This window comes from Sorangium sp. So ce128 (genome assembly GCF_051525245.1).
Taxonomy (GTDB): domain Bacteria; phylum Myxococcota_A; class Polyangia; order Polyangiales; family Polyangiaceae; genus Sorangium; species Sorangium cellulosum_B.
In genome coordinates, this window is sequence record NZ_CP150313.1 from 877,603 (window position 1) to 892,083 (window position 14,481).

Below are 14,481 nucleotides of genomic sequence, written 5' to 3' on the forward strand. Positions count from 1 at the left end.
GCGCGCTGCCCGCGCCTCATCGCGTCATCGTGCTACCGTCCTCGCGCATCGCGCTCCCATCGCGTTCCCATCGCGTTCCCATCGCACGATTGCACCGTGGCGCTATGTTGAGTGCGCGCCGTGGCGAGCACTTCGCCGTCGCGGAGGCTTGCTCGGCCGCGTATGCTCCGCTGCCTGACAGCGAGCGCTCGGCCTCTTCGCTCCGGCATCGGCTGCACGTTCCTCACGATCCATGACGACGACCCTCAAGGCCAAGCCCCGCGTCTCTTACGATTGCTCGAAGTGCCCGGCCTACTGCTGCTCCATCTACGAGCGGGTCGAGGTCACGCCGCGCGACCTGCGGCGGCTCGCCCGCCATTTCGGCCTCACGCTCGAGGCCGCCGAGGAGCGCTTCACGAAGCGCTACAACGACGAGCGCATCCTCCGGCGGCAGTCGGATCCGGTGCTCGGCCGGGTCTGCCGCTTCCTCGATCTCACGACCCGCGGCTGCACCATCTACGAGGCACGGCCCGAGGTCTGCCGCGATTACCCGGGCAGGCCGCGGTGCGGCTATTACGACGTGCTCCAGTTCGAGCGGGAGACACAGGACGATCCCGACGTGATGCCGCTCGTGCAGATCACGTTCCGGTCCAGGACGCCGGCCGGTTAGCGCTCGATAGGGCGGCAGCGCGGCTCAAGCGCGGCTCACGTCCCCTCGTGGACCTCGTCGTCCGTGTCCGCCTGCGCCGCCGCGCTCGCCTTCCTCCGCTCGTGCAGCCACTCCTCCGGCCGATCGGCGGGGTAGGTCCGCAGCGAGCCGTCGGCCGGCCCGAGCAGATCCTCCGCGCGTGCCGCGCCCGTGATCCGCTGCGCGGCCATGAGGCCTGACATCGCGGCGCCTGCCACCCCGTGGCTCAGCGTGCTGGCCCCGCACTGGTACAGCCCTGGGATCCTCGTCCCGATGGAGAACGACAGCGGGCCGAGCTGCCACCGCGTCTTGGCGGTGCCGTAGGCGGCGCCGCGGTACGTGGCGCAGTAGAAGTCGTTGGTCAGCGGCGTCGCCACCGAGCGGAACACGAGCGCGCGCGAGATGCCTGGGATGACGTTCTCCGCCGCCGCGATCATCTGATCTCCGATCGACTCCTTGAACGCCTCGTAGTCCGCCCCTCGCTCGCCCGTGCGGGTCTTTTCCCAGCGCGTGAAGGGGCCGTGGGGCACGAACGTGAACATCTCGATCGTGTGGTGGTTGCCCCGGGTCGGGTGGCCCGGGTCCTTCAGCGTCGTGATGGTCAGGAACAGCCCGTCCACCGCCCCGCGCGGCAGCTGGTGCTCCATGCGCTCGTAGAGGCGCCCCACGTCTCGCTCGCGGTACCACCAGTAGTTGCCTGAGTCGTAACCCATCGACCGGAGGTCCATGTCCACCGCGCAGAACACGCTGAGCAGGCTGACCGAGTACTCCATCCGCTGGACCTTGCGGCGCTCGCGGGCGGTCAGCTCGGGCGGCAGCAGCTCTCCATAGGTGATCGCCGGGTCCGCGTTCGAGACGACGCTCGCCGCGCGCAGGACCTCTCCCCCTTCCAGCTCGACGCCGGCCGCTCTCCCTCGCTCGACGAGGATGCGCTTCACCCGCGCGCGCGTCCGCACCTGCCCTCCGAGCCGGCGAAGGGCCCTGATCATCGCGAGCGGGATGCGCTTCGCGCCCCCGCGCGGGTAGTACCCGCCATCCATGTAATGGCAAACGATGCCCGCGTGGACAGGCAGCGCCACGCGCGACGGCGACAGCCCGTGATCGCCCCCCTGCGCCGACAGGAACGCGCGCAGCAGGGGATCGCGGATCGTCGCGTCCAGCAGATCCTCCTGGGTGCGGAGGCCCCAGCGCACGAGGCTCGGCGCCTTGAACGGCGCGAGCAGCACCCTCGGGAACTCGAGCATCGCCTCGAGCCGCCCGAGATCGTCGTTGACCCCGCGCAGGACACGGAAGTACCGCGCTATCCCCGCGGCCTCGTGCGGGAACCGCGCCGTGAGCCGGGCGACGAGCCGATCGAGGCCCTTGGGCACGTCGAGCCGCTCGTCGCCGATGATCAGGTGATCGAGCCCGTCCGGGTTGAGCTCGCAGAACTCGAGATCTCCCGAGAGCCCGAGCCCCTCGTAGAGCCGCCGCACGGCGCCCCCCGGGCCGAGCCCGCCGATGTAATGGACTCCTGGGCTGAACAGGTACCCGTTCAACGAGAAGCTGTGCGTCCACCCGCCGGGCAAGTAGTGCTGCTCGACGACGAGCACCTTCTGTCCCGCGCGCGCCAACGCGAGCGCCGCAGTGAGCCCGCCGGCGCCCGATCCGATCACGACGGTATCCGCGTGCCGCATGACGCTACCCCTCCGGACTACGATGCTCCAGGGACGTGGTCGGCTGCGCGCTTGTGCCCTCGATGGCCCCGCCTCTCGCTCGTCGCTTCCCCGTCGTTTACCCGCCGCCTCGCTTGCCGGCGTCGGGCGGCGCCCCGGCGTCGGGCGGCGCCCTGTCCGCCTTCTCCATGTTCATGAGCGGCAGCGGGCAGACGACGGGCACGGCGCGCGCGGGGGTCTGCGCCGACTCGCGGAGGCATGTCTTGCCGGTCAGGCGGAGGCGCTCGCCCACCTCGAGATCGGGCGGGCACACGACCGCCTGGGACGCGGAGACGAGATCCCCGTCGATCCAGAAGATCTCGCACCCGTCGTCCGTCCGGCGGAGGTGGTAGTGCCGCGTCGGCCGCCGCGGCACCGGCGTGCCCTCCGGGAGCGCCGCGCCGCCGTCGCTCGCCTCCGCGACCCCGCCCTCCCTCCCGGCGTCCCCCTGGCACGCAGTCACCCCGAACGGCACCCCGAACAGCAGCACCGGCAGGAGCCCGACCAGCGTTCGCTGCGACGTCGGCGGCGGCATCTGGGCGCCTCCCGGACCGGCCCTGCTCACCGGGTCGGGAAGAGCAGGATGGACATCTTGGTCAGGAAGAAGTCGGCGATCAGGATGGTGATCGACGTCACGACCACCGTGCGCGTGGTCGCGTGGCCGACGCCCTCCGTTCCGCCCCGCGTGATCAGCCCGAAGTGGCACCCGACGAGCGCGATGATCGCCCCGAAGAAGGGCGTCTTGTACATCCCGCTGAAGTAATCCATGAACGTGACGGATCCGAGCGCCGTCCTCAGGAAGAAGCCGGCGGGGATGCCGAACTCGGTCGCGCAGACCAGCATCGCCCCGCCGAAGCCCAGCACGAGCGCGAACGCGCCGAGCACGGGCATCACCACGACGCTCGCGAGCAGCCGCGGCAAGACGAGCTTCTTCAGCGGGCTGGCGCCGAGGGCGCGGATCGCGTCGATCTGCTCGGTGACGGCCATCGACCCGACCTCGGCCGCGATGCCGGCGCCGATGCGGCCGCCGACGATCACCGCCGTGAGCGTCGGCGCCAGCTCGCGCGAGAACGACAGGCCGATGATGCGGCCGGTGTACTCCATGCCGCCGAACTTCTGCAGGCCGATGGCGAACTGCACCGCCATGACCATCCCGACGAAGAGCGCCGTCACCGACGCGATGGCGGCCGAGCGGACGCCGAGCGCCTCCATCTGATAGAGGGTCGAGCGGATCTCGAGCGGCCGCTCGAACATCGACCTGAGCGCCCCCCAGGTCATCCGCCCGAACTGCCCGAGGTGCTCGACGAACCCGACCGCGTTCTCGTTGATCCGGGCGAGGAGCGGGGGGAGCGGCGGAGGAGGCAGGCTGTTCGGCGCCAGGCTCTGCGGGGGCACGCTCGTCGGCTGCAGGCTCTGCGGGGGCACGCTGGTGGAGCCCCCGCCGGAGGAGGCGGCCGGCGGACCGTTCGAGGCGGGCGGCGGCGCCGCCACGGGCCGTTTGCGATCAGTCGTCATCGGTCATCGGTGCGCAGGGTCGAGAAGCCGCGGACCATCCGCGTGAACGCCGGCTCGCTGGCGGCGTAGCCGGCGGGATCGGCGATGAGGAGCATGTCGTACACGCAGCCGTTCTTCTTGAGCACCCAGATGTCGAAGACCTTCGGCACCCCGTCGAGCTTCGCCGACATGACGGTGTGCATCGCCTCGCGGCCGTCGAACGGCACGACCTCCTGCTTCAGCACCTCGCGCTCGGTGAAGTGCAGGAAGAGGTGGTTGGTCAGCGAGACGAGCGGGATGTCCTCCTCGTTCCGGCAGCGCCCGTTGAGGGCGATGGTCGCCCCGTTCGCGTCGTCGCGGTACGCCACCGCCGCGTCCGACACCTCGAGCCGCTTCCAGCTCGCCGGCGCCGGGGGCACGCGGAACGCCACGTCCGTGCCGCGGTAGACCGTTCCGTCGAACGACGACCCTCCGCAGGCGGCGAGCGCGATCGCGACGGCGAGCAGCCAGGCTCGGGGGTCCGCTGCCTCGCCCGCAGAACCCGCGGCGGTGAGGCGCCTTCGAAGGGGTCGTCGCATCGCTGCGGGCCGACGCTATCACGCTTTTGCATCCTGGGCGAACCGCGAGCAGCCTGGCCGTTCCGGCGAGATCCTTCGGATCTCACCGGCTTTTTCGCCGCGCGCCGCGTACAGGGCGCCGCACCTCGGGTCGCTCCTGGTCGCACCTCGCCGTCACCAGGAGTCTCGCCGCCGCGGCGCGTCCCACGGCGGGGCCCGGCGGGCAGCGGGGTGCCGGGGGGACGGGCGAAAGTGCTGCCAGCGCTCGTGCTCGCGCCGGGTGCGCCCTGTCATGAAGATGCGGACGAGGAAGAGCCCGGCGACGAACCCCCCGAGGTGCGCGAAGAACGCCACGCCGCCGCCGCGCACGCCGATGGAGCCGAGCCCGTTCAGCAGGTTCACCACGAAGTACTCGAGGATGACCAGCCACGCCGGGAGCTCCAGGAACAGCCCGAAGATGAACCACAGGAGGAAGATCGGGTTCAGCACCGTGATCGGCGATCGCGGGTAGAGCGACGCGTACGCGGCCAGCACGCCCGAGATCGCGCCCGAGGCGCCCACCATCGGGATCGTCGAGCCGGGATCGATGACGACCTGCGCGCCCGCGGCGGCGATCCCGGACAGCACATAGAAGGCCGCGTAGCGGGCGCTGCCCAGCGCGTCCTCGACGTTGTCGCCGAAGATCCAGAGGAACAGCATGTTCCCGCCGAGGTGGGCCCACCCCGTCGGATCGTGCAGGAACATGCTGCTGAAGACCGTCCACCACGCGTCGCTCGGCGCTTCCAGGAGCTGCTCGGGGACGAGGCCCCACGCCGAGAGCAGCCGGTCGGGCGGCAACCCGGCCGCGATCGTCGATCGCATCCAGAAGAAACCGAGGACGTTGAGCGCGATCAGCAGGTAGTTGACGACCGGCAGCTTGCGGGTGGGCAGTTGGTCACGGACGGGCAGCATCGCGATCACCTTAAGCACGCGGGCCCGTGACAGCATCCGCCTGCCTTGATAGACCCCCGGCCGATGTCCGCCCTGCGCCTCCACGACACGCTGACCCAGAAGCTCGCCCCGCTCGCCCCACGGCGGCCTGGCGAGGTCCGCATGTACTGCTGCGGCCCGACGACCTACGACGTCGCGCACGTGGGGCACGGCCGCGCCGCGCTCGCCCCGGATATCCTCGTCCGCCACCTGAGGGCGCGCGGCCTCCGCGTCGTTTACGTTCGAAACGTCACGGACGTCGACGACAAGATCTTGCAGCGGTCGGCCGAGTCCGGCGAGCCCCCCATGGACCTGTCGGCGCGGATGGCTCGCCTGTACCAGGAGGACGTCGCCGCCCTCGGCTGTCTGACGCCCGACGTCGAGCCGAAGGTCTCGGAGCACATCCCGGAGGTCATCGCCTTCGTCGAGCGGCTGATCGAGCGAGGCGTGGCCTATGTCGTCGAGCGGCCCGGCGACGTTCGCGACGTTCGCGACGTTCGCGACGTCTATTACTCGGTCCGCAGCTTCCCCTCCTACGGCAAGCTCTCGAAGCGCAACCTCGACGAGCTGCGGGTCGGCGCGCGCGTCGGTCCGTGCGAGGACAAGCGCGATCCGCTCGACTTCGCGCTCTGGAAGGGGGTCGCCCCCGGCGGGTGGGGCTGGGACAGCCCGTGGGGCAAGGGGCGCCCCGGGTGGCACATCGAGTGCTCCGCCATGGCGGGCCACTACCTCGGGGCCGGCTTCGACGTCCACTGCGGCGGCATGGACCTCGTCTTTCCCCATCACGAGAACGAGATCGCCCAGAGCGAGGCCGCCCATCCGGACGGCGCGCCGCTCGCCTCGATCTGGATCCACAACGGCTTCGTCAATGTCGACAAGGAGAAGATGGCGAAGTCGCTCGGCAACTTCGTCAAGCTCCGCGACGTCTACGCGCGCAACGACCCGGAGGCGCTCCGCTACTTCCTGCTCACGGTCCACTACCGGGGCCCGCTCGAGTTCGACACCCACAAGCGCGACGACGGCCGGGTCGTGTTCCCCGGCGTGGTCGAGGCCGAGCGCCGCGTCGACTACCTGTATGCGACGCTCGATCGACTGTCCGCGCTCTCCGCGCCGTCCGCGCTCGCCGGCCCGCCCGCCGCCGGCGAGGGCGCCGCGCCGGAGCTGCCGGCGCGGCTCCCGAAGGGGTTCGCGGCGCTCGCCGCGCTCGCGGACGGCGCGCCGGGCCGCGCCGCCGCCGCGCTCGACGACGACCTCAACACCCCCGTCGTGCTCTCGATCATCGCCGAGGTCGCCAAGGCCGCCAACGAGCTCGCCGACGCCGCGCAGCGGCGGGGGAAGGACCAGGACGTCGCCCGCGCCGCCCCGCCGCTCGCGCGCCGCCTCCACGCGGCCCTGCGGTCCTCGCTCGACGTCCTCGGCCTGCTGCAGACGCCGTCTCCGGTCTACCAGGCCCGCACGCAGGAGCAGCGCCTCGGGCTCCTCGGCACGACCCGGCAGGCGATCGAGGCGAAGCTCGCCGAGCGCGCCGCGGCGCGCGCCGCGAAGGACTTCGCGCGGGGCGACGCCCTCCGGAAGGAGCTCGAGCGCGACGGCATCGAGGTTGCCGACTCTCCCACCGGTACGACATTCCGGGTGAGCGCCTGAGGCGCGCCGCGCCGCGCGCGTTCCACCGCTGACGCTCGCGCAGGCGGCTGCCCCCAGTGGACGAGGACCGACGGGAGATCTAGGTTTCGGCCCGATGAAGGCCCGCAGCGGTCCGCGCGCCTCGCACCTCCCGCGGACCAGAACGATGACGGACGACCATGGCTCGTGATCTCTACTCCGTGCTCGGCGTCTCGCGCGACGCGGACGAGGACAGCATCAAGAAGGCGTTCCGCAAGCTCGCGATGAAGTACCACCCGGACAAGAGCCCGGGGAAGGCCAACGAGCAGAAGTTCAAGGAGATCAACCAGGCTCACGAGGTGCTGAGCGACAAGACGAAGCGCGCGCTCTACGATGAGTTCGGCGAGGAGAGCCTCTCGCAGAACTTCGATCCCGAGCGCGCCCGCGCCTACCGCCGCTACGCGAACGCGCGGGCCGGCGGCGGGGGCCGCGGCCCCGGCGGCTTCGACGTCCAGGAGATCTTCGGCAACGCCCCCGCCGGAGGCGACCTCAGCGACATCCTCGGCGACCTCTTTGGCCGTGGCCGCGCCGGCGCGGGCGGCGCGGGCCGCCGCCCGCAGCCGGCGCGCGGCCGCGGCGGCGACATCGAGCAGAACCTCACCATCGATTTCGTGTCGGCGGTGCGCGGCACGACGCTCCAGCTCCAGCGCGAGGGTGATCCCGAGCCGGTCACGGTGCGCGTCCCGCCCGGGGCCGCCGAGGGCAGCCGCCTGCGCATCCGCGGCCAGGGCGCGCCGGGCATGGGCGGCGGCGAGCCCGGCGATCTGCTGCTCAACATCCACGTCACGCCGCACCCGTTCTTCAAGCGCGAGGGCGACGACCTCCACCTCGACGTCCCCGTCACCCTGGGCGAGGCCTACCGGGGCGAGAAGATCCGCGTCCCCACGCCCGACGGCGAGGTGACGCTCAAGATCCCGGCGCGCACCCAGACCGGCCAGGTGATGCGGCTGCGCGGCAAGGGCATCGCCCGCAAGGCGAAGGAGCCCGGGGATCTCTACGTGAAGTTCGTGGTGCACGTCCCCACCGTCGACGACCCCGAGGTCGCGAAGGCGATCGATGCGCTCGACGGCAAGGTGGAGGCGCCGCGCGGCGATCTCCGGTTCTGAGCGCGGCCTCCCGGCGCGGCGCGGGCCGCGCGTGCGGTCCGCTCCTCGCCGTGGCCATCGCGCTCGCCGCGTGCGCCTCGCCGGCGCCGCCGCGCCCGGCCCCGCGCGCCGCCGGCCTCTCCGCCCCGGCCGCCGCCCAGCCGGGGCGTCCGCCCCGGCGGGTGGGCGCGCTGGCGGCCGCCGCCTCCTCCACTGAGCTGCGCGCCCCGGCCGCGCCTCCGGCGGTCTCTCCTGCGGCGCCGGGCGCCTCCCTCGGGGACCCGTCCGCGGCGGCCGCCGAGGGCGACGCGCGCGGCGCCTCGCAGGGGCCCTCGATCGCGATCGATCCGCCCTACAAGCTCGGCCGCCACCTCGTGCCTCGCGGCCAGGCCGAGGCGGCGGAGCGGGATCGCTGGAACGCCGGGGGCAGGGGGGATCCTCCCGCGCCGCCGCCTCCGGCCGAGGGGCACCCGCTGCCGAGGATCATCGTGGACATCGACCACGTGAAGGGTCCGCTCAAGGCGAGCGAGGTGCAGCGCATCGCCCGGCGGCACCTCTGGATCCACGTCTACTCGTGCTACCGCCTGCGCGCGTACCGGGACCCGACGCTGCACGGCAAGACCACGGTGCGGCTCACGGTGAGCCGCGCCGGCAAGGTCACCGGGGCGCGCGCCACGTCGTCCACGCTCTCCGCGCCGGACGTCGTCTCGTGCCTCACCGCGCGCGCGCGGTCGCTCCCGCTCCCCGGGGCCAAGGCCGGCTCGACGGTCGTGGCCACGCTGCAGGTCTATCCGGGCGACGAGCCGGTCGAGCCTCCGCCGTCCGTCCTCGCTCCTGGCCCGGGCGAGCTCCAGCCGGACGCGATCTCCGCCGCCCTGGCCGAGGCCTTGCCCGTGTGGCGGAGCTGCTACGAAGAGGCCCTCGCGGGCGCGCCGGCGCTCTGGGGCCGCCTCGCGATCCGCTTCCACGTGACGGACAGCGGCGCTGTCGACGAGGCCTTCGAGGCTGAGTCGCGCTTCCCGGACGAACGGCTCACCCGCTGCGTGCTCCGGCGCGCGCGAGCGCTCACGTTCCCGGCGCCGGAGGGCGGCGACCTGCGCTTCGTCGTACCGCTCCGGTTTTCGCCCGACCCGCAGCCCTCAGCACCCTAGTTCCGCCCGCCAGAAGTCCGGCCATCTCTGGCCGGATTTCTGCGCCGCTTCAAGGCGACGTCGCGCGGGCGGAACCGGCTCTGTTTCCTCGGTGCTTCGCTCCGTTCTACGTCCCGTTCTACGCCCCGGTGTCCGCTTCGCGACCGCCCTGGTTCCGCCTGGCCAGGTAAGGCTCCTCTCCGCGCCTGACGCTGCACCGACCTCGGAGGCCGGGTTCGGTCTGCCCCAACCGGGATGGGCTCCTTGTGCTCCGCGATACGACTCGCCTCTTTCCGCGCGCGGCGTGCGGTGCGAACGCTCCCGCCGCCTGCACGGTCGAGGCGGTCGCACAAGCAAACCGTGCAGCGACCCGCAACGCCAAATTGCGCCGCATGGCGTATGTGCAACTTTACGGTGGGGGAGGAGGCTCAGGTAACCAATGGATATCTCACCGGGCACCATCGTTGGGGGGAAGTATCTGCTGGAGAGGCAGCTCGCGCGTCCGTTCGCGCGGATCGCGCGCGACCGCGGCTCTGTCTGGGCCGCGCGCGAGCTCCAGCTGGGCGCTCGCGTCGCCCTGAAGCTCTTCGACCCCGACGCCGGCGCCACGGGGGAGATCCTCTGGCTCGACCGCTGGGTCCGCGCCGCCGCCGAGCTCTCGTCGCGGCACGTCGTGAGCGTGCGCGATCACGGCACCGAGGACGGCGTGGTCTACCTGGCGATGGACCTGCTCTCCGGCGAGGATCTCGCGGCGCGCCTCGTCCGGCGCGGCCGGCTCTCGCTGGACGAGGCCGCGCGCGTCGCGGCGCAGGCCGGCGACGCCCTGCAGGCCGCCCATGCGGCGGGCCTCCTTCACCAGGGCCTCCGGCCGGAGAGCCTCTTCCTCGCGCTGGAGGGCGACGAGGAGGTCGTGAAGGTGCTCGACTTCGGCCTCCCGAGGGCGGTCGCGCCACGGCTCGTCGGCGAGATCGCGGCGGAGATCAGCGCGGGCGCGCTCCACTACCTCAGTCCGGAACAGATCCGGGCGGAGCGGACCCTCGACGCGCAGACCGATCTCTGGTCGCTGGCCTCGATCCTGTTTCGCGCGGTGACCGGTCACCTCCCGTTCCCCGGCGACATCGCCAGCGTCGTCGCCTCGAAGATCCTGCTCGCGCCGGTGCCCATCGCGACGCGGCTCGCGCCGAGGCTGCCTGCCGCGCTGGACGGCTTCTTCGAGAAGGCGTTCGCGCGCGACCGGGCCCGGCGCTTCCGCTCGGTGGAGGAGATGGTGTCGTCGTTCGCTCGCATCGCGGAGCACGCGCCGCCGCCCTCCTCTGGCCTCCAGCGCCCGCCCCTGTCGGCGCGCGCTTCCGGGATCGCCTCGGTGCGGGCGCCGGTCGCGGCGTTCGCGCAGGGGAACGCGGCGGCCCCTCGCGCCGTCGTGGGGCCGGAGGCCGGCTCCGAGCCGCCGACCGCGAGCCGCACGACGCCGCCGGACACGCTGCTCGGCGCGGAGAGCGCCACCGTGCTGCGCGGGCTCGCGTCGCCCGCGCGCCTGGGCTGGCTCCTCCCCGTCGGCCTCGTCGCGTTGATGGGCGTCGCGACGTTCGTGACGCTCACGCGGCCCGAGCGCCCGAGGCCTGCGATGGCCGCGACCGGCGCCAGGGCGGCCGTGCTCACGGCGGCGCTCGCCGCCGGCAAGGCCCAGGCGGCGCGCGCCGCCGCGCTCGAGGCGATCGCCTCGCCGCCGGCTCGGCCGGCGCCTCCCGAGCCTCCTCAGCGCGGCGCCCGCGCGGCGGCAACCGCGCCCCAGGCCGCCGCTTCGTCGCGCCTCGCGCGGCCAGGCACCGCCACGGGGGCGGCCCCGACGGGCGCGCGCGTGCGCCAGAGCCTGCTGAACGACTGAGCGCTGCGCGCTACGCGCTCCGGACGGCGTCGTCGTCAGCGGCGGCCTTCTCGGCGGCGGCCTTCTCGGCGGCGGCCCTCTTCTCCGCGGCCGCGTCGCTCGCCTTGCGCGCCTCCTGCGCCGCGCGGATTGCCGACAGCGCCGCGCGCGCGTCGCCGCGCGTCCGTTCCGACGCCGCGCGCGGGTCGCTCCCGTTCCCGATGCGCGCGCCGGTCATCGTCTCGAAGTACCCCGACTCGACCCAGACGGCGCCGAGCGTGTGCGCCATCTCCGCGCCCTCCGGCCCGAAGTACCCGACCGAGCCGCCGTAGATCTGGCGCGGGCCGACCTCGAGGCGGCGGCTGACGCCGCTCGCGTGCGCCGCCGGCGCGCCGACCGCGCTGCCGCGCGCGAAGGCGGCGCGCAGCGCCTCGACGGGCGACGCGTCGCCTGCGCTCGGCCTCGCCGACGGATCGCGCTCGACACGGACGAGCGTCTCGCCCGACGCGCCTGCCACGGTGAGCCCCGGCGCGAACGGCGACTCCGCGAAGTCGAGGAAGTAGAGGTGGGTCGACGGCGCGAGCACCCGCAGCGCCCGGTACACGTCGAACGGATCCGCGCCGCGCAGCGGGGCTCGGAACCTGCGGGCGAGCACGACCTCCTTCGCCTCGCCGGCCGCGACGCGCTCGTGCGCCGCGGCCACCTTCGCGGCGAAGTCCTCGTCGGCCACCGGCGTCTCGACGTGCTCTGGCAGGGCGTGCGGATCGAGCGCGGGGAGGCTCATCTGCTCTGGCCCGTGCGACAGCTCCCAGGCGCATCGGCTCACGGCGCCCTGCGACTGGCCGGCGATCGTCATGGTCTGCGCCACGCTGTCGAACACGACGACGGTCGCGTCCTTCATGACCCGTCCGAGGTAGGCCTCGTCGGGCCACGGCTCGACGCCCAGGAGCAGGTGCACCGCATCGTACGCGAGGAAGCCGACCCAGGCCTGACAGACGCGGGCCGCCAGGTCGCGCGCCGTGCCCTGTGCGTCCGGCGCATTCGACGTGTCCGCCGCCGCGGCTTGCGCGAGCCCGTCCGCGAGCGTCGCGAACGGGTCGAACCCGCTGGGGAGGAGGGTCTCGGCGCGCGCCCTGTAGCCGAGGATCGCGTAGCGGCCCCAGCGCTCGCCGGGCAGGGCGGACTCGAGCATGAACGACGACCGGCCCGGCGACTGGGCGCGGAGCGCGGCGTAGGCGCGGACCGGCGTGACGTGATCGGCCGGAAGGGTGCGGGTCACGACGGAGCTCATCGCAGCCCAGCCTACACGACGTTGCGCCGCGCGGAGAAGGCGGGCAAGGTACCTCGAAGGACGCGGTGCGAAGCGCGAACGCCCTCTCTTCGGCCCTTGGTTTGACCGCCTGCGGCGGCTGGCTGGTCGCCTTTGGCAGCTTGGCGGCTGCCTGCGGCGGCGCGCAGCCCGCCCCGGAGGGCGCGAGCACCACCGTCGTCTCGCTGCGGAAGATCGACTGCGAGGCGTGCGGCGCCGAGCTCGTCGCGGATCTCCGCGAGCGCCCGGGCGTCTATTCGGCCGCCTTCGACAGGCGCCGCGCCGAGATCTCCGTCACCGCGTCGCGGTCGTTCGACGTCGCGGGGACCGTGAAGCGGCTCGCCGCCGACGAGGGGTTCGAGGCGGTGCTCGGCGCCGGCCAGGGGCAGTACCTCGGCTGGGCGACGTTCCCCGAGGGCGCGGACGCCCGGACGATCGAGGACGGCGGCGCGGACATCCCCGACCTCGGCGCCCAGATCGTCCCGGGCAAGGTCACGGTCATCGACTTCGTGGCGGCCTGGTGCATGCCCTGCCGCAAGCTGGACGCGCACATGGTCACGGTGCTCGAGGCCCGCAAGGACGTCGCGTACCGCAAGCTCGACATCGTCGACTGGGACAGCCCGCTCGCCCGGCGGTACCTGAAGCAGGTCTCGAAGCTGCCGTACGTGATCGTCTTCGACACGTCGGGCGCGCGGGTCGAGGCGATCGCCGGCCTCGCGCTCGACGAGCTCGACGCGGCGATCGAGCGCGGCGCGCGGCGCTGAGCCGGCGCTGGCCCGGGCGCGCGCGTCCACGCTGCGCGCGCGGCGGGCCAGGCGTCGCCGCTCGGCGAGCGGATCAGTAGTGGCCGAAGAGGTCCTGGATGCGCGACTCGAGCGCGACCGCGATCTTGTAGAGCGACGAGATGGACGCCGACGACTCGGCGCGCTCGATCTGCGACAGCAGCGACACGCTGAGCCCCGTGCGGCGCGCCATCTGCTTCAGCGTGAGGTCCTTGTCCTTGCGGAGGTTCCTGATCGTGTCGCCGATGACGCGGTGGAGCTGCTCCTCGGGCGTGCGCGCGAGGCCCTTCTTGCGCATGACGCGGGCGAGCACCTCGCGGAACTCGTCCACGTTGAACGGCTTCTTGATGTAATCGACCGCGTCGAGCTTCATAGACGCGACGGCGCTCTCGAGGTTGGGGAAGCCGGTGAAGATGACGACGGCGATGTCGTTGTCGACCTTGCGGATGCGCTTGAGCACCTCGATGCCGTCGAGCTTCGGCATCATCAGGTCGAGGATGATGAGGTGGTAGCCGCCCGTGCGGACCTCTTCCTCCACGGTCGTGGGGTCGCCCAGCGTCTTGACCTGGTACCCGTCGCGCTCGAGAAGCGTCTGCATGTAGTCACAGATCGCGCGGTCGTCGTCGACGATCAGAATGCGTACAGCGGGAAGCTCAATTGCCACCTGTTCCTCCTCTCACGTCACGACCGCCGGAGCCGGCCGGTCGCCCTGGTCCGTTCTGGAAGGGGCCGCCCGTGCGGTCCCCTGCTCAAGTTGCGCGAGCAGGGGGCGAGGCCCTCACCGGCGCACCAGACGCCTCGCTCTCTGCTTCCTTTCGGCAACATCGGGATTCCAGTGACACTTTAACACGGCCTGAGCAAGTCAGGACGGGACATTTTTCTTGCGCTCCCACGATTCTTGGCTTCGTGAAACGTCCGGGGCGCCGGGGCGACCCCGAAGTGAGCGAATTCTTGCCACTTTTTGTCATCTGGCTGTCATGCGCGGCGCGGGCGCTCCCGGGGACGCCGTGCGAGCCCGCGGTGCGGCCGTGGAGCCCTGATCATTTCGTCTTGACAAGCGGCTCGCTCTTGGCGATGTTGCGCGCCCGCTGTTCAGCGGGCGTTGCTCTTGGGGCAGCGAACGGGGCGTAGCGCAGCCTGGTAGCGCACTCGGTTCGGGACCGAGGAGTCGGAGGTTCAAATCCTCTCGCCCCGACTCAGTTCATCTGGGGATCCACGAAGGGCGGCCTGATGGCCGCCCTTCGTCGTTTGGGTCTGCCGACGGGAAG

At 72.4% G+C, this 14,481-nt stretch carries 13 protein-coding genes and 1 tRNA gene; 7 read left to right on the forward strand and 7 right to left on the reverse strand.

All coding sequences use genetic code 11. From position 1 onward, the window contains the following. Positions 1-232 precede the first annotated feature (232 nt). Complete coding sequence (locus tag WME82_RS03455) at positions 233-649, forward strand: YkgJ family cysteine cluster protein (protein WP_437715531.1); 417 nt, start codon at positions 233-235, stop codon at positions 647-649. A 35-nt stretch (positions 650-684) separates the two neighbouring features. On the opposite strand, the gene WME82_RS03460 is transcribed toward WME82_RS03455, so the two are convergent. From WME82_RS03460 to WME82_RS03480, 5 genes are all read right to left on the reverse strand, one after another. Continuing rightward, positions 685-2,343 (reverse strand): phytoene desaturase family protein, encoded by a 1,659-nt coding sequence (locus WME82_RS03460; RefSeq protein ID WP_437863769.1) that lies wholly within the window; start codon positions 2,341-2,343, stop codon positions 685-687. Positions 2,344-2,440: 97 nt separating this feature from the next. Beyond that, positions 2,441-2,896 (reverse strand): hypothetical protein, encoded by a 456-nt coding sequence (locus WME82_RS03465; RefSeq protein WP_438041663.1) that lies wholly within the window; start codon positions 2,894-2,896, stop codon positions 2,441-2,443. 26 nt (positions 2,897-2,922) lie between these two features. Next, complete coding sequence (locus tag WME82_RS03470) at positions 2,923-3,876, reverse strand: MlaE family lipid ABC transporter permease subunit (RefSeq protein ID WP_437863792.1); 954 nt, start codon at positions 3,874-3,876, stop codon at positions 2,923-2,925. After that, positions 3,873-4,433, reverse strand: coding sequence for a hypothetical protein (locus tag WME82_RS03475; RefSeq protein WP_438041664.1), 561 nt, complete (start codon positions 4,431-4,433; stop codon positions 3,873-3,875). Before WME82_RS03475 ends, WME82_RS03470 begins: the two co-directional genes overlap by 4 nt. Before the next feature lie 153 nt (positions 4,434-4,586). After that, positions 4,587-5,363: a rhomboid family intramembrane serine protease gene (locus WME82_RS03480; RefSeq protein WP_437914693.1), complete on the reverse strand. Its 777-nt coding sequence runs from the start codon at positions 5,361-5,363 to the stop codon at positions 4,587-4,589. A gap of 63 nt (positions 5,364-5,426) precedes the next feature. Here WME82_RS03480 and cysS point away from each other — a divergent pair, with 63 nt between their 5' ends. The 4 genes from cysS (at position 5,427) to WME82_RS03500 (ending at position 11,143) form a co-directional block, all read left to right on the forward strand. Next, the gene (gene cysS / locus WME82_RS03485) at positions 5,427-7,025 is read left to right on the forward strand and encodes a cysteine--tRNA ligase (protein WP_438041665.1); all 1,599 of its coding nucleotides are present in this window, start codon (positions 5,427-5,429) and stop codon (positions 7,023-7,025) included. Positions 7,026-7,183: 158 nt separating this feature from the next. Next, positions 7,184-8,149: a DnaJ C-terminal domain-containing protein gene (locus WME82_RS03490; protein WP_437744116.1), complete on the forward strand. Its 966-nt coding sequence runs from the start codon at positions 7,184-7,186 to the stop codon at positions 8,147-8,149. A gap of 50 nt (positions 8,150-8,199) precedes the next feature. Further along, positions 8,200-9,279, forward strand: a complete 1,080-nt coding sequence (locus WME82_RS03495) for an AgmX/PglI C-terminal domain-containing protein (protein WP_437744117.1) — start codon at positions 8,200-8,202, stop codon at positions 9,277-9,279. 418 nt (positions 9,280-9,697) lie between these two features. Continuing rightward, a complete protein-coding gene (locus WME82_RS03500) occupies positions 9,698-11,143 on the forward strand; it encodes a protein kinase domain-containing protein (protein WP_438041666.1) in 1,446 nt (481 codons plus the stop codon). 10 nt (positions 11,144-11,153) lie between these two features. Here the strand turns inward: WME82_RS03500 and WME82_RS03505 are convergent, their stop codons facing one another. Then, a complete protein-coding gene (locus WME82_RS03505) occupies positions 11,154-12,401 on the reverse strand; it encodes a chorismate-binding protein (protein WP_438041667.1) in 1,248 nt (415 codons plus the stop codon). Positions 12,402-12,478: 77 nt separating this feature from the next. On the opposite strand from WME82_RS03505, the gene WME82_RS03510 reads away from it, so the two are divergent. Continuing rightward, positions 12,479-13,195 (forward strand): TlpA family protein disulfide reductase, encoded by a 717-nt coding sequence (locus tag WME82_RS03510; RefSeq protein ID WP_438041668.1) that lies wholly within the window; start codon positions 12,479-12,481, stop codon positions 13,193-13,195. A gap of 73 nt (positions 13,196-13,268) precedes the next feature. Here WME82_RS03510 and WME82_RS03515 read toward each other — a convergent pair whose 3' ends face one another. Then, complete coding sequence (locus tag WME82_RS03515; protein ID WP_012233257.1) at positions 13,269-13,877, reverse strand: response regulator; 609 nt, start codon at positions 13,875-13,877, stop codon at positions 13,269-13,271. A 457-nt stretch (positions 13,878-14,334) separates the two neighbouring features. Between WME82_RS03515 and WME82_RS03520 the strand changes: the two genes are divergently transcribed. Next, positions 14,335-14,408 (forward strand) — tRNA-Pro (locus WME82_RS03520). Positions 14,409-14,481: the final 73 nt, after the last annotated feature.